Below are 20,483 nucleotides of genomic sequence, written 5' to 3' on the forward strand. Positions count from 1 at the left end.
AAAGACTCTGCCTTATGCAAAGTCTAAAAACTTCATATATTAAATTTTAAAAAACTTTAATCTTTTCAAAAATTTATGTTAGTAAATTTTAAAAAAATTAAAAAATTTTAACTATTATACCTTCCACGCCAAACTATTTCTCTGTAAGTTTTCTTGTCTGTGTCCCCTTCTGTTGAAAAACATAGGACAAGTGAATCTTTGTCTAAGCCAATCTTATCTCTATATTCCCTTAGATCTTCGTCTTTCATGAGTTCATAAACAATGCCCGTAGTCACAGCACCTGATTCACCAGAAATAATTTTTCTATCATCTCCAATACTATTTCCTAAAATTCTCATGCCAAGGGCAGTGTAATAATCATCTACTGACAAAAAATAATCAGCATAGGACTCTAAAATAGGCCAACCAATAGTAACTGGCTCACCACAGTTTAGTCCCGCCATTATTGAATTGAGATGACCCTTTACAAAATGAAGCCTGCCATCATTGGCCTCGGCAGTTCTATAAAGGCAATTTGCCTTATTAGGCTCCACAATAATAATTTTTGGAGGGTTTTCCTTCATTACATTTCTAAAAAATGCAGTCATTGATGCTGCCATAGAGCCAACACCTGCCTGCAAGAAAATATGAGTTGGCAGCATTTCTTTTTCCTTTAAGTCCATAAAGGCTTCATAAGCCATAGTCATATAGCCCTTCATAATGTTTTTTGGGACTTCAGTGTACCCTTGCCAGGAAGTATCTTGAATTAAGACGCCCTTATTTTCTATTGCAAATTTTGCAGCAAGCCTCACGCAGTCGTCATAATTTTCCTCCATAATATCGGCGTCCGAATTTTCTCTCCTAATGTTTTCTAATCTCTCAAGAGTAGTCCCCTTTGGCATAAAGACTTTTGACCTTTGACCAAGTTTATTTGCAGTCCAAGCTACAGCGCGACCATGATTGCCATCAGTTGCAGTGGTAAAAATAATTTCCCCCAGTTTTTTCTTTGTCTCAACTGAAGTTATTTCATCAAAAGTTAAATTATTTTCACCTAATCCAATTTTTTCTCCTATATAATTGGCAATAGCATAACTTGCGCCAAGGACCTTAAAGGCATTTAATCCGAATCTATAGGATTCATCCTTTACAAAAAATTTCCTTAGTCCAATTTCCTCTGCCAAATTTTTTAAGTCCACTAGAGGAGTCTTTTCATAGATGTCAAAGGACTTGTGAAAATTATTTACAATATTTGCAGAATCATAATCAAAGTCAGAAATATCTGCATAAATATTTTTATTTTCAATATAAGTTAAGTTAAATTTATCCATGTCCCACCTGCTTTCATCTTATGTTATTAGTTTATCATTTTAATTATGTAAAAGATATGTTTATATTTTTATTTGTTAGGGACTTATTTATGCAAGATATCATTTAGAAAAAATATTTTTTATTGTATAATCTACTTTGATAATTTAATTCTTGGAGGAAAGATGAAGAGAAAAATTTTAATTTTATTTGCCTGCCTTGCATTTCTTACAGCAGCCTGTGCAAAAAATAATTTAGAAAATAAAAATAATATTGATAATGGAGAAATGGTTGAAGAAAAAATAGGAGAGCCAGAAATTTCTAATTTAAATGATGAAAAGACTTTAGATTTTGTTAAAAATTCCCTTGATGGAAGTGTGAATAGCCAAAGCCTGGAAAAGTTTGCTGCTCTTGTAAGAGATTATAACAAAGGCATATCTCAAGATCTTCTCATTGGCGATTTTAAAAGTTTATCTAGTATAAATATTGATACTGGCAAAATTATTGATGAGAGAAGTAAGCTCAAGCACGATTTTCCCGACACAAATTGTAGAATTAATTCCTTTTTACTTTTAAAGGATGAGATGAAATTTAAAACAGGTGCAAAAATTGATGACGACCTACTTTTTATGGACGAAGAAGCAATTAAAAATTCAATTTTATTTACTGATGAGGAATTTAAAAATTTTAAAGGCTTGTTTTCAAGAGTAGCAACAAAAAGTAGCAAGGATCCAAAGCTTCAGGGAGATATTATGTCAGAATTTTTATCAAATTTCAGCTTCCCTGAAAAAATTAAGATGCTTTCTGTTGTTCTTCATGACAATTTAGATGGCGACTATCTTTTTATTGGTCATGTTGGAGTTCTGCTTCCCCTTGAAAAAGGATATTTGTTTATAGAAAAAATTTCCTTTGAAGAGCCCTATCAGGCAATAAAATTTCCTGACAAGGAGTCCTGCTACAAGTATTTAAAGGAAAAGTTTGAGGACTACAAGGACCCCAATGTAGCTCCACCCTTTATCATGGAAAATAATGAGTATGTAGACCTTTAATTTTATCTTTACTTAAAATTCTTTGTGCTTTTAAGCAAAAAATATTTTAGAAAACATTAATTATAAGTCTATAAAACGCAAAAAATTGCCCAAGTATTCTTGAGCAATTTTTTATTATAAATTTTGAAATTACATTAATATTAATTATCAGCAACTTCTTCTTTTTTATTTTCATTTAATCTATCTTCTCGCATCTTCAACCTATTTGCTTCAAGTTCTCTCTTTCTTTCAAAAGCGTGAAGAATAAGTGCAAGAGTTACAACGCCGTAGGAGATAAATGTTCTGAAATATTCACCCATCATGGCATCGCCTGTTAAAACTCTTCCTGCTTGTGGAAGAACGATAAACATCAAGTGGAATAGTGCAGTACCTAAGATTACATTTGGAATTGATGCCTTGGATACAGATGCACCACCAACAAGGATTGATGCTGCAGCGTAAAGTGCTGCTTGGTCTTGACCTGCATAAGTTGCAAGTGTACCAATGTTTTGAAGATAAATAATTTGACCATAGCAAGCAAGTACAGTTGACATTACTATAGATGCAATTCTGATTTTATCAGAGTTCATACCTGCGTTGGAAGATACAAATTGATCTTGTCCAACTGCCTTCATGTCGTGACCAAGTTTAGTGTTTCTAAACCATACGATAAATGCGCAAAGTAAAGCAATAATTAAAATTGTAACTACTGGCACATCAAATAAAATTTGATGCTTTGCAGTAATAGGAATGTTAACTCTGAATTTTAAAATATTGTCAAAGCCTTGGGCAGATGCAAGGGTAATGGAGTTTTTAATACCATAACCAGATGATAATACCATGGCTCTTGTTCTCATTGGAATTAAAGTTCCGCAGAAGTACAATAGGAAAAGCATGTACCAGCCTAGAATAAAGAAGGCAAGCATCATTGATGTTATCATTTCTCTTCCTCTTGCTCTATTTAAAACTCTTCCTGAGAATTGACCAAGTAAAACTGCAATTGGAGTACCAATAAGAGCAGCTATTAAAAGTCCAGTTGCTCCAGTAAAGCCCCAGTCTTGTGCAAAAATTATTCCAATTTGTCCAGCCATTGCTCCTAGTGGAATACCAAAGTTGATACCCATACCAGCAATAATCGGTATGATAAGAGAAAGTACAAGGAATGTATTTCTTACCATTCTCTTGGAAAGTTCATTTGTTATATAAGATAGTGGTGGTTTAGCAATTATAAGTCCTGCCACAACTATGATTATAAACAAAATAGGAACCATAAATCTGTATAAAAATTCTTTAAAATTAAATTTCTTATTCATCTTTACTCCTCCTTGTTAGTGCGTAAATTATCATTCCATTTGTGATTATCATTCTTAATATTTCTGAAATATCAATATTTAATGCACCATTTATTACAGTAGGAGTAAGTGTAATTACACCTTGGAATAAAAATGTACCAATTATAACATTTGGAATTGATGCCTTGTTAATACTTGCACCACCAATTAATAGTGCAGCTACTGTTTGGAATGTAAAGGAAAGCGGTGCTTGGTAAAGTTGTATAAAACCATAGGATTGTTGGTAAATAACAATACCAATGGCAGCAATAACTGTTGAAAGAATTACAGAAACAAGTCTTACCTTGTTAATGTGAATGCCAGCAGCTTTTGCATATTCTGAGTTAGATCCTACAGCTGTCATTGCAGTACCAGTTTTTGTCTTGAAAAATGCCCATACAATAAATGCCATAAGTGCAAATAATAAAAACATACCCACAGGAATTTTTACACCAAGTATATTAATACTTAAAAAGTTATTTAATACACCAACAGTTACCTTAGTGCCATCTTCCAAAATTTTTGACTTCATCCAATAATCTGCAACTGGAATTTGTTGGGATAGTCCCTTTCCTCCATAACTTAAAACAGAAACTGGATTCTTGTAAGGAAGAATTAAATAGGCAATACACATAAAAGCTGTGAATGAATAACCAACATAAGTTGCAATAAGCATTTCATCGCCCTTAATTCTATTTAAAAGTAGTCCGTAGAAAAATCCAAATACAACTGCTATAAGAGATGCAAATAGCATTGCTATGAAAATCCCTTTAAAACCTGTAAAACCAAATTCAATTGAAGTTACACCACCAAGAATTCCTGCTACAACACCGATTGGGATACCAAAGTTAAGTCCACAACCAGATTGTACCATTGGCACAAGGGATAAAACTAAAACTGAAAACATACCAAATCTTGAAAGAACATTGTCAATAGAATCGACTAATGAAACGCCAGCCATTGGAGCTGCAATAAAAAGAATTAGTAAGAAGACTCCAATAATAAGTCGTGGAATTCCAATTTTGTTAATTAAACTTTTCTTTTTAGTCATTTACTGCCTCCACTTCTCCACTCATTAGAAGTCCAAATTCTGTTGCATCAGCATTTGCTGGTAAAATACCTGCGATTTTTCCTTCACAAATAACAGCAATTCTATTACATATACTTCTAAGTTCTTCAAGTTCTGATGAAACCATGACAATAGTTGTATTGTCCTTTTCATTACTTTCTTTTAAGGCATCTAATACAAGTTCCTTTGCACCAATGTCTATACCTCTAGTAGGTTCAGATACAAATAAAAGGTCTGGTTCCATGGCAAAAGCTTTAGCAAGACAAATCTTTTGTTGGTTCCCACCAGATAAGTTTCCTGCCTTTTGTTCTGGTCCAGTTGTCTTTATGTGAAGAGATTCAATGTATTCATTGGATAGCTCTTTCATCTTAGCTTCATCTCTAAACTTAAATCCAAGAACTCTTTTAATAAACTTTTCTTGAACTTGCATAGCATTAAAAGCTATATTCCAAAAAATTGGCTCTTCCAATAAAAGACCTACACCTCTTCTATCTTCAGAAACAAAGGCAATTTTATTTCTCAAAATATCTAAAGTATCGCCAAGTTTTAATTCTTTGCCATTATAAATTAGCTTGCCACCTACTGGATAAGTGCCCAAAATTCCATTTGGAATACCAAGTTTACCTTGACCAGCAAGGCCAGCAATGCCTAGAATTTCTCCTCTAATAACAGAAAGACTTACATCGTAGACAGCTTCACCTGGCATATCAACCCAGAGGTTTTCAATTTCAAGAATGTGGTCATTTTCATCTAAATTCTTATCCACTTTCTCTACAGCTAACTTCTTTGATTCATCATCTCTACCAACCATCCATTTAGCAATTTGTTCAATAGATAGATTTTCATTCTTTCTGTCTTCAATTATTTCACCATCTCTAAGTACAACAACTTGATCACATACATTTATGATTTCACGAAGTCTGTGAGTGATGAAAATTATAGAAATGCCAAGATCTGCTAAAGTCCTCAGTGAAGCAATAAGGTTATTAGCTTCAGTTTCTGTAAGTACAGCAGTTGGCTCATCCATAATTATTAACTTAACATCTTTTCTTGTCATTTCCCTAGCAATTTCAATAAATTGCTTGTGACCAACAGGCATTTCGGAAACTAAAGCACTAGTATCAATGCTAACTTCCAAAGTGTCGAGAGACTTACCTGCTATTCTAATATTTTCTTTAGCATCTATACTCTCTAGTTTTTTACCAAAAATTTTAGAAATTACAGAGGAATTTGTCTTCTCCATATCGAGAGTAATATTTTCTGCAACTGTAAATCCAGGGATTAAACTAAATTCTTGATGTACCATGCCTATGCCTGCATTTAAAGCGTCAATTGGGTTTTTGAAGTCAATTAATTTTCCGTCAAAATAAATTTCACCGTTATAACCGCCTGTGTCTTTAATAACTTCCATTCCGAAAATTATATTCATAAGAGTGGACTTACCGGCACCATTTTCACCAACAAGTCCCAAAATTTCTCCCTTTTGAAGGTTAAAATTAACATCTTTTAAGACGGCGTTTTCGCCAAAACTCTTGCTGACATTCTTGACTTCAAGTAAACTATTTGTCAACAAAATCCCTCCATCTTCTTAAAATAAAATTAAAATCAACGGTAGCCCGTTGACTTTAATTTTTCTTATAAAATAATTATTTAGCTTGTCCTTCAGCTTGTTCTTGAGCAGCTTCAATAGCATCTAAATCAACATTAAGATTCAAATACTTTTCAGGAACTTCAACTTTATCCATACCTAGGTAACCTCTACCATATACATAAGTGTCTTGAGATAGTAAGAAGTGATTTTCTTTCTTTTCTCCAGAAGCTCTATCTATATAGTTTTCAACCATCCAGTTTGCGCCTTCAGTATATTTTTCAATAGCACTTACGATTTGTTCTTGGTTAAGAAGTTCTCCTTGTCCCTTAAGAACATCCATTACATGGTCAAGTGCACCAAGAGTTAGTGAATAACCTAATGAATAAGCCCAAGTACCCATTCTCTTGTCGCCGCCTTTTTCAATAACAGCTTTTTCAACAGCAGCGTTGATTGCTTGCCAATCTCCTGCCATATCTTTAATATCAACAGAGAATGCCTTTGGATAACCCATGATTGGAGATGGTAAATCTTGTTCTACAAAGATAGCTCCACCAGCTGCAACACCTCTAAGAAGTGGTTCAGTATGTGCATCATTTGTACAGAAGAAAGCAGTATCTTTACCATACTTGTCAATCCAAGGTTGAATATTTTCAGCTACATATTGTTGTGCTCCTGGGATACCAATATCAGTTGTTGGATCAGGTGCGTTAAGTGAAATAAATTCAAGTCCTAGGTCTTTACAAGCTTCTTCCATAATAGCTCTTCTAAGAGCTAAAAGTTCAATAGACATGTGTCTAGGGAAAGTGATATGAGCAAATTTAGTAGCTCCCATTTCCTTTGCTGCAGCAATAATTCTGTAACCTCTGGAAACATTATCGGCATCCATTACTAGGTCAGCTGCTTTTTCTACCATTACTGTATCTTCTTGTGCAACTAAGTTAACAAGAATGATATCAGGTCTTTTTTCTCTAATTTGATTAAAGGCTGCTACAGTTCCTGGAACTGATTGATTTACAATTACAGCTTTCATTAGAGGGTCATCTGCCATAGCTACAATCTTTGAAATTGTAGTTTCTTGTTCAGCTTCAAATCTGTCTGGATAAGTGTCGTGTTTAATAACTCCGCCTTCATCAGCAGAACCATAAAGTTCAATAGCTTTTTGAGCAGCACGGAACTCATCTTCACCTTGTGATACTGTACCAGTTATAATTCCAATGTGGAATTCTTCGCCATCTTTAAGAGTTTCAAATTGAGCTTTAACGCCATCTTCTTTGACATCGGCAGCAACATTAGCATCTTTGCCTTCCTCTTTAGCTCCATTGTCAACTTTTTGACAACCGCTAAAGGCGATAACTGCTAATAATAGCATTATAATACCCATAAACCTTTTAAATTTTACATTCATTTTTTACACCTCTTCTAATTTATTTAATATTGGTTTATAAATTAAAGAGATTTTATCACATTAAATAGCAAAGGTCAATATTATTCTCAATATATGAACATACAAAGAAATTTTTTAAATACAAAAATTTTACCTAATATTTACACAAAGTAAAATTTAATTTTGATATATTTCTTACAAATAATCTTCTGAAAAAATGCAAGTTTTTGATAATATTTTTCAACAATTTAAATAGAGAATTTTTAAAATACAAATTATTAATAATATAAATAGTCCATCTAAAAAAATAATACTTTTTCCTTTTTCTCCTTTACACCAATAAATAAGCCTGTAATAAAAAAGTCTGGGCAAACTGTGCTCAGACCTTGATATAAGGCAAAATTTTTGCTTTTTTTTAAATTTCGAAAAAATTATATTTGATTTCAGCCAAATAAATCAAAATGATTTTTTTATAAAATTAAGGCTATTATACTATACTTACTATTATGGAAAAATTTTACCTTTATTTTAAGAAATCAATTTAAATTCAAATTTAAAATGTTTTCACTTTTTCTTATTTAAAGAATAAAAATTAAAAAAGTAAAAATTTTTTCTTATGTAAAAATTTAAGATAAAATCAAAAATAAAAATGTTTATAATAATTAAAAAACTTCTAACTATTTATATTTGTATAATCACGACCAACGTCTAATTTACATATAGTTAGAAGTTTAAAATATCATTTAACAAAGAGATTAGGTAGTATTGTTACCGTAGAAGGTATATATGTTATTATCAATAATACTACTAATAAAACTACTAGCATAGGAACTAAATCTTTCATTTGTTCTTTCAATGAAACTTTTGTAATTGATCCTGCAACAAATAAGCACACTCCCAATGGAGGTGTACACATACCTATAGTTAAATTGACAGCCATTACTAATCCAAAATGGATTACGTCTATTCCAAATGTTTGGACTATTGGTAAAAATAAAGGAGTAAAAATAACTACCGCACTTGTAGTATCAATAAATGTTCCAGCTATCAACAATATTATATTTATTATTAATAGTAACATAAATTTAGATCCTATATTATCAGCCAAGAATGCTCCAACTGTTTGAGGAATATTGTTAACTGTTATTACCCATGTGAATAATGAAGCTGCTCCTACTACTAGCAAAACTTGTCCTGTTGATTTGGCGGCATCTAATAATATTCCTGGCAAATCACTGATTTTAAGCTCTTTATATACAAATAAACCTATTATTAATGCATAAAAAGTAGCTACTGTAGCAGACTCTGTTGGAGAGAAAAATCCACTCATTATTCCTCCTATTATAATTATAGGCATTATCAAGGCTAATATCGCATCTTTTCCCGCAACTAGTACCTCTTTAAATGATGCTTTTTCATCTCTACCAATATAGTTTCTCTTTTTACCTACAAAATATGAGTAAATCATCAAGGCTACACCCATTAATATTCCAGGAATAAAGCCACCAATAAATAGTTTTGCTACACTTACATTTGCCATAACACCATAAATGAGCAAAGGTATTGATGGTGGAATTATAGGACCTATTGATCCACCGGTTGCTAGTAATGGAGCACAAAATTCTTTGTCATAACCCTTCTCTATCATTATAGGCGCCATAATACCACCTATAGCAGCTGTTGCTGCTATAGCTGAACCAGTGATTGCTGCAAAAAACATACAAGCTAAAATACTTACCATTGCTAAACCGCTTGGGTGATGTCCAATTAGTAAATCTGCAAAGTTTACAAGTCTATCACTCATTCCACCTTTGAGCATTAAACCACCAGATAAAATAAACAAAGGAATCGCAGTTAAAGCAATACTATCAACTCCTGTGAAGAGTCTTTGTGCTACTACAAGTAAAGGATAACCATCAGCTACTATTTGTCCTAATGATACTAATCCCAAAGCAAATGCTATAGGTACTCCTAAAAGGAATGCTGCAAATAATATTATAATTATCATTTATTGTCACCATCCTTAATATTTTTGATTTGATTTATTATTATTTCAATATCATATAGTATTAAGAAAGCTGCACTTATTGGAATTGAAGCATAATAGTAAATCATTGGAATAGCAGTGTATGGTGCTTTTTGTGTTATACCAGTTTTTGAAAACTCAACACCATAAATTAGTAAAAATACAAAAAACCCTAATAATATTATATTTATTAAAATTTGTAGAATTTTACCAGCTTTGTTAGGAATCAATGAAAATATGATATCAATATTTAGATGATCATTGGTTTTTAAGCAATAAGCTGCACCAAGAAATACTAAATAAACAAAGCTTAATCTTATAATATCTTGTCCCCAAGCAACAGGCATTTTAAATAAAAATCTCATTATAACTTGTAAAAAAGTGACAATTGCGAGCACCGCTGAACTTACAACCATAACGAATTTTAAAAATTTTTCAAGATACTTCATAAAACCTCCAATGTTATTTAATGTAATCCCTAACTTCATCAACAAATTCAGGACTTACTAATTGTGCTACATCTGGTTTAGTGTATATATCTTTAGTTGCTTCAACAAATGAATTTTTATCAACTTCAGTTATTACCATTCCATTATTCTTCAATTCTTCTAAATATTCTTCTTCATGTTCAGAGACTACTTTTCTTTGTTCTTCAGCAGCTTTATTTGCTGCATTTTGTACTGCTTCTTGTTGTTCAGGTGATAGTTTGTCAAAAAAGTCTTTATTCATAACCATACTTACTGCAGCATAAGTGTGTCCATCTAAAGATAAATATTTTTGCACTTCATAAAATTTTTGTGTTGCTACTGTAGCTATTGGATTTTCTTGTCCATCAACCATTCCTTGTTGTAGAGCTGTATAGAGCTCATTGAATGAAACTGGAACAGCTGAAGCATTTAAACTATCTAGTAAAGCAAACCAAACTGGTGCTTCTTGTACTCTGAAAGATAAACCTTTCATGTCTTCTACAGTCTTTATTTCTTTTTTTGAATTAGTAAAATGTCTAAAACCTAATTCTCCAAAAGCTAAATGTTTAAATCCAGCTTCTTCAAATTTAGGGTTTAATTTTTCAGAAATAATTCCGTCTAATGCTTTATACGCTTTTTCTTGATTTTCAAATAGGTAAGGTATTGACAGTACTTGGATTTCAGGAACCCATGCTGGTAACGTTCCATCAGAAGTAACTATTGTCATTTGAATAGTTCCTAATTTAGTACCTTCTGCCATTTCCCTTTCTCCGCCCAATTGAGCATTAGGATATACACTAACTTCAAAATCATCAGATGATTCTTCTAAATATTTTTTAAATAAATCTGCTGCAATAGTAGATTGGTGTTGTTCATTTCCCACACATCCTAGTTTAATTTGTATTTTTCCAGATGTTGAACTATTAGCCGTGTTGGTTTCTTTTTTTGAACTACAAGCTGTTAATGTTATAGATATTAATAAAACGACTAAAATACTTGTAAATATTTTTTTAAATTTTTTCATGATATTCTCCTTAATTTAGATTTAATTTCGATTATCTCTCTTCTTCTAGTATTACATTTACTTCATAATTTAAATTTATTGTTCTACCTAGTTTTTCATCTACCATTTTAGAAATAAATTTATTTCCATATTCAAATCCACCTAATAATGGAACAGTACCAGAATAAATAATTGAGTTATTAATATCCCCAACCCTATCTTTTAATTCTTCTAATATTTTTTCAACAGGTAAAATTGATGCCAATGTATCATTTTGATAATTTATTTCTTTTCCATTAACAATTTGATTTGACATTAGCTTGATAGAATCCCAATGATCTTTTATTTCATCATAATCCCATATAGTATTTGCTATTGGTTTTAAACACACCTGTTTTGATTTAAAAATGCTAACACTCTCTAACCCTCTATCTGTATGGTCTGACCCGATTGTTATATAGGTTTTTCCATTTTTTAATAAAATAACATATTCTGCTTCTCCAGAAGTTTGTTCACCAACAAATTTTAGGTCAGAATCCTGAGTTACAATTTCTTTAGATACTTCAAAAATTGTTGGGATTCTTTTTGGGGGTGCTACACCCAGTTCTCTCTCTAACTCATCAATATGTTCTTGTGTTTTTTCCATATCTCTTCCTGCGTATCCAATAACATAAACTTTATCAAAATCAAAATCTATTTGTTTATTGTTTAAAATAAAACTTAACGTTTTCATATATAGATCACCTCGTTAATATAATTCTGGACGTCTATCTCTAAAGACATTTATGCTCTCTCTTATTTCTTTAATTACAGAAAAGTCTAATTCTCCAGTTTTAATTTCATCTGATTCAAATGGTTCAATAATATATTCTCCCCATGGATCAATTATTGCACTATGACCGCCAAAATCACCTACGCTGTTAACACATACGACAAACATTTGGTTTTCAATAGCTCTTGCTCTGTTTAAGACATCCCAATGCATTGATCTTTTTGCTGGCCAAGCTGCTGAATTAAATAATACTTGAATATCTTCTAGTGCATATTTTCTTATCCATTCTAAAAATCTAATATCATAACAAATTACCATTCCACACTTTATGCCATCTAATTCAAAAGTTACAAGTTGATTACCTTTTTCAAACAACTGGTCTTCTCCTGAAGGAGAAAATAAATGTACTTTATTATACTTGGCTATTTCATTTCCATTACGATCAAAAATATAAGATGTATTATATAGCTCCCCATTTAAGGTATTAGATACAGAACCACCTACAATATTTACGCTTAAGTCTTTTGATAACTTAGATAATAGTTCTCTTGACCTTTTTCCTTCACTATCACTTATCTCATTCACATTTGTTGGTATAAATGAAGTATTCCACATCTCTGGCAAAACTATGACATCTGGGTTATCAACCATGGATTCCCTTATTTTGTCTTCAATGTTTTTGAAGTTTGTATCAACATCACCCATTATAAGTTCACATTGAACTAAACTAATTTTCATAAATGCCTCCTTATTATGTATTTGGTATACCATATACTAAGATTATCAATAAAGAAAACATTTGTCAATAGTATCTAATCAGAATTTTAAATTTTTTATATAATTTAAAAGCTCAGTATAATCTTTAATACTGAGCTTTTAATACAAGTTCTTTATTGATTTTTTTTATTTTTTCTTTCAAATCTTCTAACTATCGATTTTTCTGTTTGAATCATATGGTTTTTCATTGATCTAATTGCTTCTTCTTTATTATTCATTTTTAAAGCATCAATTATTTTAGTATGCTCATCAACAGTTTCCTTAGTTCGTCCGGGGTTATCTATGGATACTAATCCAAAATATCTAATAATATCATTTAAATTTCTCATCGTAGCTTTCAATATTTCATTCCCACTTTTATTATAAATATATTCATGGAATCTCCTATCAGCATAAATAAATTCATTTTGTGTTTTTGCAGATTCAGTATCTATAGTTATTAATTCTATTTCTCTTATATCATCAATGTTTATTTTATTAAATGATTCCTCAATAGCCAATAATTCTAAAGATGCCCTAACTTTCTGTGCTTCAAGAATAGTTTTTAAATCAAAATTTCTAACAACATTCGGCTTATAAGGCTCATTAATAATCCAACCCTCATAAGATAGTTTCATCAAAGCTTCTCTTATTGGCGTTCTACTAATTCCAAACTCTTCGGATAATGTCCTCTCATTTAAAGATTTTCCAGGTTCGAATTCCCCACTTATTATTTTTTCTTTTATTTCTTCGTAAGCAGCAATTTTATAGCTTTTTACTTTAAGCAATCTTATCAACTCCTATTTCATTTAATTTAACCGAATAACAAAAGACTTCAAACAAAAGACTTCAAACTAAAGCCTTGAAGATATCTTGTATGTTTTTTAAATTATGCTTCGTAAATATAAAAATTAATTATAATTCTATTTTTGATATCGGTAAAATTTTTTCAGGATTTTTAAATTAAAAAATCAGATCTCAAAAATATTAAAAAAATGTATTTTTAATTACAAATATTTCATATTAATTACTTATAAACTTAGGGCATTTTGTTCTATGAAATCACGTATTATTATACAACATATTATTATATTAAAAAACTTAATAATCTTATAATTTATTATAGACTTATTTGCCTCTCTCTTCAAAAAATAAAATTATAAAAGAAATTGTAAGGAAGGCTGCTGCAATTAGTATTGATTTTATTCCAAATAAATCTGATGTAATGTAGCCAAGAGCTGCTCCCATGCCAAAAATTAAAATTACTGTATAATATTTTTTTGATTTTTCAAGGTATTCTCTTTCTCTTGTTATATGGTACTTGGAAAGATTTTCTGTGGCGCTTCTAAGATTTCCAATACACATAGTAGTTGCAAAGTTAAGTCCATAAATTTTCTTAAAGGAATAAACTTGCATGGCACAGGAAAAAGAGAGCAGAGCATTGGCAAGATTGTTTAAATTTTCTGGAATAAGCGCAACAATAACCATAATAATTATTTCAAAGGCAACTATGTATTGGCGCCAATGAAGAATTTTCTTTTCGATAGCATATTCAAAACGAACTGCAACATATACGCCAAAGGCAAAAGCTATGACAGGTATTAAATATGAAATTGATGCCTTAAAATTTAAGTCAACAATATTCTTGAAGAGAAGTACAATGTTTCCCGTCTGTGCATTGGCGAAGACCTTCCCCCTCATTAAGTAGGAGTAAGCATCTTGAAAGCCACCTGCAATTGTTATAAAAAATAAAACTAAAAAGGTTTCGTGCAAATTTTCATAGGTTTTTATTTTCAAATTAATCACCTCTTATAGTTTAATACAAAAATTTTTTTCTGCAATATAAAAGATGCTATGAATTTCTATCACAGCATCTTAAATATTTTTATTTTATTTCGTGCCAATGTCTCTTCTAAAGTAGGCTCCATCAAAATTTATTTTTGCTACATTTGCGTAAGCCTTCTTGCGAGCTTCCTCTAAGTTTTTGCCTAAAGCTGTCACTGATAAGACTCTGCCGCCATTAGTGTAGAGGGCATCAGATTTTTTTGTTCCATTGTGGAAAACTATTATGTCTTCGTCTACATCATCAAGTCCAGAAATTTCTTTGCCCTTTTCATAGGAACCTGGATAGCCCCCTGAACACATTATAACTGTTAGGCAAGTTTCGTCCTTCCACTTGATGTCTTCTTTTTTTAATTTTCCATCAATTGTCTTATTTAAAAGTTCAAATAAGTCACAGTCAAGTCTTGGCATTAGGACTTCTGTCTCTGGATCGCCAAAGCGCACATTAAATTCCAAAACTTTTGGCTTGTCTTCTTCAATCATAAAGCCTATAAATAAAATTCCTGAGTAAGTTAATTTTTCTTCATCTAGTCCATCTTCTATTTGCCTATAAATTACTTGAAGGTTTTTTTCTAGTTCAGGACTTGCAGATACTGGTGAATAAGTTCCTACTCCGCCAGTGTTTGGACCCTTGTCGCCATCAAAAATTTGCTTGTGGTCCTTGGCTCTTTCTAGTGGAAATAATTTGTTATCTGATACAAGGCAAAGTACAGAAGCTTCTTCCCCTGTCAAAAATTCTTCAATGACAACAGTACTTCCTTCGTCGCCAAAAATTCTATCTTTAAATATTTTATGAAGAGCATCCCTTGCTTCCTCTAAGTTTTGACAAATTATTACGCCCTTACCTAGGCAAAGTCCGTCAGCTTTTACAACAAGTGGATAAGAAAATTCACTTAAGCCTTCCAGAGCCTCATCATAATTTTCAAAACTTTTGTATTTTGCAGTTGGAATAGAATATTTTTCCAAAAATTTCTTTGTAAATTCCTTTGACTTTTCAAATCTTGCACAGGCTTTGTTTGGTCCAAAAACTTTTAATCCCTTTTCCTTAAAGGCATCTACTATTCCCATACAAAGTGGATCTTCTGGACCAACTACTGTTAAATCAATTTTTTCTTCATCAGCAAACTTTAATAGTCCATCAATGTCCTTGGGGTCAAGGTCGAGATTTTCGCAAAAATCTTCTGTGCCGCCATTTCCCCTCGCCATGAATATTTTATCAACGCTTTTACTTTCACTAAGTTTCCATGCAAGTGCGTGTTCTCTTCCGCCATTTCCAATTACAAGTACCTTCATTTGTCCTCCTAGTGTCTAAAATGTCTTATATTAGTAAAGACAAGACAAATATCATGCTCATTTGCATAATCAATAACTTCTTGATCCTTTACAGAGCCGCCCGGCTGAACTATTACATCAATGCCTGCCTTATAAAGAAGTTCAATTGTATCTCTAAAGAAAAATCCATCAGATGCAAGAACTGCTCCACTTGCCTTTTCTCCAGCCCTATCAATTGCCTCTTCTACAGCCCAAGCTCTCTTTGTTTCACCTTGACCAAGGGCAAGAGTTCCGCCATTTTTTGCAATGACAACTGAATTTGAGAAGGTTGTCTTGCAACAAGTAAAGGCAAATTTTAATTCCTCAAGTTCATTTTCACTTGGCTTTCTATTTGATACAAAGGAAAGTTTTTCCTCTTCCCAAACTATATCGTCTGAATCTTGGATTATAATTCCGTTTAAAACTTGTTTAAATCTCTTTCCACCTTCATAAAGTCTTTGGAATTCAGGAATTTCTACAATCCTTATATTTTTCTTTTGAGTCAAAATTTCAAAGGCTTCCTTAGAAAAACTTGGTCCAACAACAATTTCAAGGAAAATCTTTGAAAGGTGTTCTGCAGTTTTTCCATCAACTTCCCTATTAAGGGCAATGATGCCACCAAATATTGATTCGTCGTCACATTCATAAGCCTTAAGGAAGGCTTCTTCAAGACTTTCCCCTGTACCAATTCCACATGGGTCAGTGTGCTTAACTGCAACTGCAGCTGGCTTTTCAAAATTAATGACTGCATTGAGGGCAGAATACATATCGTTTAAGTTGTTGTAGGAAATTTGTTTGCCGTGAAGAACCTTATATTCAACCTTATCTGGTGTGTAAGAATCTTCATAAAAAGCTGCCTTTTGATGTGGGTTTTCGCCATATCTCAATTCTTCAGAAAGTTTGTAGCTCTTGTTAATATATTTAGGAAATTCTTCAGGAAGTCTCTTTAAGAAATAATTTGAAATTACAGCATCATAGTGAGCAGTGTAGTTAAAGGCTTTCTTTGCAAGATGTTCTTTAAACTCTAAATTATCTCCCTCTAAATTATTAAGTACACCTTCATAATCACTTGGATCAGTTACAATAAAGACATCTCTATAATTTTTGGCAGCAGCCCTAATCATAGATGGACCACCAATATCTATGTTTTCAATCATAGTTTCGTGGTCAGCCTTTTCAAGTAGCTTTTCTTCAAAAGGATAGAGATTATTCACAACCATATCAATTGGCATAATTTCTTCATCTTTTAAAGTTTCCATGTGTTCTTTTATGTCGCGTCTAGCTAAGATTCCGCCGTGAATTTTTGGATTAAGTGTTTTAACTCTTCCATCTAAAATTTCTGGAAAACCCGTGACAGAATCCACAGATATAACATCAATTCCTGCATCTTTTAACTTTTTGAAAGTTCCGCCAGTAGAAATGATTTCCCAATTTCTATTTGCAAGTTCCTTTGCAAATTCAACAATTCCTTCTTTGTCAAAAACTGAAATAAGTGCTCTCATACTAACCTCCGATCACAACTTTTCCATTAACAACTTTTAACTTATCTTCGCAAAAATATTTTACAGAAAGGGGCAAAATTTCATGCTCAATCTTTAAGACCTTTGCTTGAAGTTCTTCAGGAGTTTCCTCTCCCACTTCAGTAATTCTTTGCATGATAATAGGACCTTCATCTGCGCCTTCATTTACAAAATGAGTAGTGGCACCAGTGTATTTTACACCTTTTTTGATGACGGCCTCATGGACTTTTAATCCATAATAACCCCTACCACAAAAGGCAGGGATTAGTGATGGGTGAATATTTATTATTTTATTTTCATAAATTTTAGTAATTTTTTCTGGCAAGATTTTTAAATATCCTGCCAGAACAATTAAGTCAATTTTATTTTCAGATAAAGTGCTTATAAGTTTTTCGTCGTCCTTTATTACTACAGCCTTTATGCCTGCATTCTTTGCACGAGTAAGTCCATAAGCATCTTCTCTATTAGAAATGACAATTTTTATATTTCCATTGATATAATTATTTTTTGTATTGTCAATGATGGCTTGAAGATTTGTGCCACCACCTGAAATTAAAACTGCAATATTTTTAGAAGCTAAGTTCAATTTTATCTTCTCCAGCTACAACTTTTCCAAGTTCATAAAGCTTTAAGTCGCTATCTTTAAAGAAATCAAGGACCTTATCTCTATCATCTTCTTTTACAACAAAAGTAAGTCCAACTCCCATGTTAAAAGTAGAATACATATCTTTATCTTTAAGATCTGCCCACTTCTTTAGAAGTTTAAAAATTTCTGGAGTTTCTACAACAGATGCGTCCACTTTTGCACAAAGTCCATCTGGTATCATTCTTGGAATGTTTTCGTAAAAACCGCCGCCAGTTATATGGCTCATGCCCTTGATATCAACAACTTTTAGTAGTCCAAGAATTTCCTTTACATAAATTCTAGTTGGTTTTAATAGTTCTTCACCAAGTGTTGAGTCAAGTTCATCAAACTTTTCGTTTAAATCAAATTTGCAGTGGTCAAATACAATTTTTCTCACTAGGGAATAACCATTGGAGTGAATTCCATTAGAAGAAAGTCCAAAAATAAGGTCTCCTTCTTTAATGCCTGAGCCATCAATAATTTTATCTCTATCAACTACTCCAACTGCAAAACCTGCAAGGTCATATTGGTCTTCTTGATAAACTCCTGGCATTTCTGCAGTTTCTCCACCAATAAGAGAAGCAGAAGACTGAATACAACCTTCAGCAACACCCTTTACAATTTCTTCCATTTTTTCAGGAACTAATTTGCCTGTAGCAATGTAGTCCAAGAAGAAAAGTGGCCTTGCCCCTTGACATAAAATATCATTTACACACATAGCCACACAGTCTATACCAATTGTGTCGTGCTTATTAAGCTTGTGAGCCAAAATAACTTTTGTACCAACTCCATCAGTTCCACTAACAAGAACTGGATTTTTAATTTCACTTAAATCTAAATTGAAAAGACCTGAAAAACCGCCAAGGGATGATAAAACATCCTTTGACTGAGTTTTTGCAACAATACTTTTAATTAATTCAACTTCTCTTTGACCGGCATCAACATCTACGCCAGCATCTTTATAATTAATTGCCATCTCCGCTCCTTTTATCCTTCGTAAACATAATCGGTGTTTGCAATTTTTTCTGACATATCAGATCTAAATTTCTTTAACTTTTCCTTTAAATTATCATCGGAAATAGCTAAAATTTCTGCTGCTAAAATTGCAGCATTTTCTCCACCATTTATTGCAACTGTGGCAACTGGTACGCCGCTTGGCATTTGAACAGTGGAAAGAAGTGCATCAAGTCCGTCAAGAGTAGAACTCTTAACAGGAACTCCGATAACTGGTCTAGTAGTAAGAGCTGCGATTACACCACCAAGGTGAGCAGCCTTGCCTGCAATTGAGATGAAAACTTGGCTTTCATCTTCAGCATTTTTAACATAATCTTGCAACTGATTTAAGGCTCTGTGAGCAGAAATTACTTTGGCGTCATACTCAATTCCAAATTCCATTAATTTTGCAACAATCTTATCTGCAATTTCTCTGTCAGAAATTGAACCCATTATAATTGATACTCTCATTTTTACTCCTTAAATGTTTAAATATTTTGAAACTTCAAGTGGTTCTACATATTTGCCATCTTTATATGCTCTCATGTTTCCACCACTTACTTCGTCAATTAGTACGATTTCGTCAGAACCCTCAAGTCTACCATATTCAAATTTGATATCGTAAAGATCAAGTCCACTTTCAGCTAAAATATCTTTAACAACATTAGCGATTTTTTTATTCATTTCAACAATCTTGTCATATTCTTCAGCCTTTAGAATGCCTAGAACAACAAGACCTTCCTTTGTAATTAGAGGATCGTCTCTTCCATCGTCCTTTAAAGTTATTTCAGTATATTCAGGAAGTTCTTGACCTTCTTCAACATAAAGACCATATCTTCTGTAGAAAGAACCTACAGCTTTGAATCTTGTAATAACTTCAAGACCTTTACCAAAAACCTTTGCTCTTTTTACTTCCATTAAATTATTATCAACATCTGCAGAAATGTAGTGAGTATTAATTCCAGCTTCGTTAATTTTTTCGAAGAAGTATTTAGTAACTTTTAAACACTCTTTTCCTGCACCTTCAATACTACCAGCTACTTGGTTTCCACCAGTATCAAAAACTCCGTCAGTTCCTGTCATATCATCCTTAAATTGTAGATAACATCTTCCATCTTCTTCTAAAACATTCTTAGTTTTTCCTTGGTAAATAGTCTTCATAATTTCCTCCAGTAAAATAAAATAAAGCCCAAAGAGGCAGATTTTTGTAAAACCTACCCCTCTGGGCTTTTTTCCCTAAGGTGTGATACTTAAAAAAAGTATCCGTACCGCTCGGTCCTTGGCAAAGCCCGGATCCCTAGGCACACTTTCACTCAAAATATGAGCCACTTAGATATTAACAATTTAATTTTTAATTGTCAATAGTTTTTCAAAACTTGTTAAGCTGGTCACACCTGTGGATGTAACAAATAGGATTGCCTTAATTTTAATGAAAAAGTGTATATTTGATAAAAATTTTGAGTAAAGACTCAGTAAAAATT

19 protein-coding genes are annotated in these 20,483 nt (G+C 32.3%); 1 reads left to right on the forward strand and 18 read right to left on the reverse strand.

Annotated elements, in window-relative coordinates; all coding sequences use genetic code 11:
* Window positions 1-107: 107 nt before the first annotated feature.
* Complete coding sequence (gene dpaL, locus HGPG_RS02965) at window positions 108-1,307, reverse strand: diaminopropionate ammonia-lyase (RefSeq protein ID WP_019124571.1); 1,200 nt, start codon at window positions 1,305-1,307, stop codon at window positions 108-110.
* A gap of 162 nt (window positions 1,308-1,469) precedes the next feature.
* On the opposite strand from dpaL, the gene HGPG_RS02970 reads away from it, so the two are divergent.
* Window positions 1,470-2,333 (forward strand): DUF4300 family protein, encoded by an 864-nt coding sequence (locus tag HGPG_RS02970; protein ID WP_019124572.1) that lies wholly within the window; start codon window positions 1,470-1,472, stop codon window positions 2,331-2,333.
* A 140-nt stretch (window positions 2,334-2,473) separates the two neighbouring features.
* Here HGPG_RS02970 and HGPG_RS02975 read toward each other — a convergent pair whose 3' ends face one another.
* The 17 genes from HGPG_RS02975 to HGPG_RS03055 form a co-directional block, all read right to left on the reverse strand.
* The gene (locus tag HGPG_RS02975; protein ID WP_019124573.1) at window positions 2,474-3,625 is read right to left on the reverse strand and encodes an ABC transporter permease subunit; all 1,152 of its coding nucleotides are present in this window, start codon (window positions 3,623-3,625) and stop codon (window positions 2,474-2,476) included.
* A complete protein-coding gene (locus tag HGPG_RS02980; protein ID WP_019124574.1) occupies window positions 3,618-4,694 on the reverse strand; it encodes an ABC transporter permease subunit in 1,077 nt (358 codons plus the stop codon). The genes HGPG_RS02975 and HGPG_RS02980 overlap by 8 nt, the downstream gene beginning before the upstream one ends.
* A complete protein-coding gene (locus HGPG_RS02985) occupies window positions 4,687-6,282 on the reverse strand; it encodes a sugar ABC transporter ATP-binding protein (protein ID WP_019124575.1) in 1,596 nt (531 codons plus the stop codon). Before HGPG_RS02985 ends, HGPG_RS02980 begins: the two co-directional genes overlap by 8 nt.
* Before the next feature lie 76 nt (window positions 6,283-6,358).
* Window positions 6,359-7,708: a DUF3798 domain-containing protein gene (locus HGPG_RS02990; RefSeq protein WP_019124576.1), complete on the reverse strand. Its 1,350-nt coding sequence runs from the start codon at window positions 7,706-7,708 to the stop codon at window positions 6,359-6,361.
* 718 nt (window positions 7,709-8,426) lie between these two features.
* Window positions 8,427-9,695, reverse strand: a complete 1,269-nt coding sequence (locus HGPG_RS02995; protein WP_019124577.1) for a TRAP transporter large permease — start codon at window positions 9,693-9,695, stop codon at window positions 8,427-8,429.
* Complete coding sequence (locus HGPG_RS03000) at window positions 9,692-10,162, reverse strand: TRAP transporter small permease (RefSeq protein WP_019124578.1); 471 nt, start codon at window positions 10,160-10,162, stop codon at window positions 9,692-9,694. The genes HGPG_RS02995 and HGPG_RS03000 overlap by 4 nt, the downstream gene beginning before the upstream one ends.
* A gap of 13 nt (window positions 10,163-10,175) precedes the next feature.
* On the reverse strand, window positions 10,176-11,204 hold the full coding sequence (locus HGPG_RS03005) for a TRAP transporter substrate-binding protein (RefSeq protein ID WP_019124579.1): 1,029 nt from the start codon (window positions 11,202-11,204) through the stop codon (window positions 10,176-10,178).
* Window positions 11,205-11,235: 31 nt separating this feature from the next.
* On the reverse strand, window positions 11,236-11,916 hold the full coding sequence (locus tag HGPG_RS03010; protein ID WP_019124580.1) for a DUF2848 family protein: 681 nt from the start codon (window positions 11,914-11,916) through the stop codon (window positions 11,236-11,238).
* Between the two features lie 15 nt (window positions 11,917-11,931).
* Complete coding sequence (locus tag HGPG_RS03015) at window positions 11,932-12,693, reverse strand: carbon-nitrogen family hydrolase (RefSeq protein WP_019124581.1); 762 nt, start codon at window positions 12,691-12,693, stop codon at window positions 11,932-11,934.
* A 152-nt stretch (window positions 12,694-12,845) separates the two neighbouring features.
* Entirely contained in the window at window positions 12,846-13,499 is a 654-nt protein-coding gene (locus HGPG_RS03020; protein ID WP_019124582.1) for a GntR family transcriptional regulator, read from the reverse strand.
* A 340-nt stretch (window positions 13,500-13,839) separates the two neighbouring features.
* Window positions 13,840-14,517, reverse strand: coding sequence for a YoaK family protein (locus HGPG_RS03025; RefSeq protein WP_390621702.1), 678 nt, complete (start codon window positions 14,515-14,517; stop codon window positions 13,840-13,842).
* An 84-nt stretch (window positions 14,518-14,601) separates the two neighbouring features.
* Entirely contained in the window at window positions 14,602-15,846 is a 1,245-nt protein-coding gene (gene purD, locus HGPG_RS03030; protein WP_019124584.1) for a phosphoribosylamine--glycine ligase, read from the reverse strand.
* Window positions 15,847-15,854: 8 nt separating this feature from the next.
* A complete protein-coding gene (gene purH / locus HGPG_RS03035) occupies window positions 15,855-17,366 on the reverse strand; it encodes a bifunctional phosphoribosylaminoimidazolecarboxamide formyltransferase/IMP cyclohydrolase (protein WP_019124585.1) in 1,512 nt (503 codons plus the stop codon).
* Window position 17,367: 1 nt separating this feature from the next.
* Window positions 17,368-17,970 (reverse strand): phosphoribosylglycinamide formyltransferase, encoded by a 603-nt coding sequence (gene purN / locus HGPG_RS03040; protein ID WP_019124586.1) that lies wholly within the window; start codon window positions 17,968-17,970, stop codon window positions 17,368-17,370.
* A complete protein-coding gene (gene purM, locus HGPG_RS03045) occupies window positions 17,954-18,985 on the reverse strand; it encodes a phosphoribosylformylglycinamidine cyclo-ligase (RefSeq protein WP_019124587.1) in 1,032 nt (343 codons plus the stop codon). The genes purN and purM overlap by 17 nt, the downstream gene beginning before the upstream one ends.
* Window positions 18,986-18,996: 11 nt before the next feature.
* Window positions 18,997-19,473 (reverse strand): 5-(carboxyamino)imidazole ribonucleotide mutase, encoded by a 477-nt coding sequence (gene purE / locus HGPG_RS03050; RefSeq protein WP_019124588.1) that lies wholly within the window; start codon window positions 19,471-19,473, stop codon window positions 18,997-18,999.
* Window positions 19,474-19,482: 9 nt separating this feature from the next.
* A complete protein-coding gene (locus tag HGPG_RS03055) occupies window positions 19,483-20,163 on the reverse strand; it encodes a phosphoribosylaminoimidazolesuccinocarboxamide synthase (protein WP_019124589.1) in 681 nt (226 codons plus the stop codon).
* Between the last annotated feature and the right edge of the window lie 320 nt (window positions 20,164-20,483).

Origin of the sequence: Peptoniphilus grossensis ph5 (assembly GCF_000311825.1) — a bacterium.
Lineage (GTDB): Bacteria > Bacillota > Clostridia > Tissierellales > Peptoniphilaceae > Peptoniphilus_A > Peptoniphilus_A hominis.

What these genes read in the sequence shown, in the direction of transcription:
- dpaL (WP_019124571.1), bottom strand. Translation starts at nt 1,307, where the DNA reads ATGGATAAATTTAACTTAACTTATATTGAAAATAAAAATATTTATGCA.
- HGPG_RS02970 (WP_019124572.1), top strand. Translation starts at nt 1,470, where the DNA reads ATGAAGAGAAAAATTTTAATTTTATTTGCCTGCCTTGCATTTCTTACA.
- HGPG_RS02975 (WP_019124573.1), bottom strand. Translation starts at nt 3,625, where the DNA reads ATGAATAAGAAATTTAATTTTAAAGAATTTTTATACAGATTTATGGTT.
- HGPG_RS02980 (WP_019124574.1), bottom strand. Translation starts at nt 4,694, where the DNA reads ATGACTAAAAAGAAAAGTTTAATTAACAAAATTGGAATTCCACGACTT.
- HGPG_RS02990 (WP_019124576.1), bottom strand. Translation starts at nt 7,708, where the DNA reads ATGAATGTAAAATTTAAAAGGTTTATGGGTATTATAATGCTATTATTA.
- HGPG_RS02995 (WP_019124577.1), bottom strand. Translation starts at nt 9,695, where the DNA reads ATGATAATTATAATATTATTTGCAGCATTCCTTTTAGGAGTACCTATA.
- HGPG_RS03000 (WP_019124578.1), bottom strand. Translation starts at nt 10,162, where the DNA reads ATGAAGTATCTTGAAAAATTTTTAAAATTCGTTATGGTTGTAAGTTCA.
- HGPG_RS03005 (WP_019124579.1), bottom strand. Translation starts at nt 11,204, where the DNA reads ATGAAAAAATTTAAAAAAATATTTACAAGTATTTTAGTCGTTTTATTA.
- HGPG_RS03010 (WP_019124580.1), bottom strand. Translation starts at nt 11,916, where the DNA reads ATGAAAACGTTAAGTTTTATTTTAAACAATAAACAAATAGATTTTGAT.
- HGPG_RS03015 (WP_019124581.1), bottom strand. Translation starts at nt 12,693, where the DNA reads ATGAAAATTAGTTTAGTTCAATGTGAACTTATAATGGGTGATGTTGAT.
- purD (WP_019124584.1), bottom strand. Translation starts at nt 15,846, where the DNA reads ATGAAGGTACTTGTAATTGGAAATGGCGGAAGAGAACACGCACTTGCA.
- purH (WP_019124585.1), bottom strand. Translation starts at nt 17,366, where the DNA reads ATGAGAGCACTTATTTCAGTTTTTGACAAAGAAGGAATTGTTGAATTT.
- purM (WP_019124587.1), bottom strand. Translation starts at nt 18,985, where the DNA reads ATGGCAATTAATTATAAAGATGCTGGCGTAGATGTTGATGCCGGTCAA.
- purE (WP_019124588.1), bottom strand. Translation starts at nt 19,473, where the DNA reads ATGAGAGTATCAATTATAATGGGTTCAATTTCTGACAGAGAAATTGCA.
- HGPG_RS03055 (WP_019124589.1), bottom strand. Translation starts at nt 20,163, where the DNA reads ATGAAGACTATTTACCAAGGAAAAACTAAGAATGTTTTAGAAGAAGAT.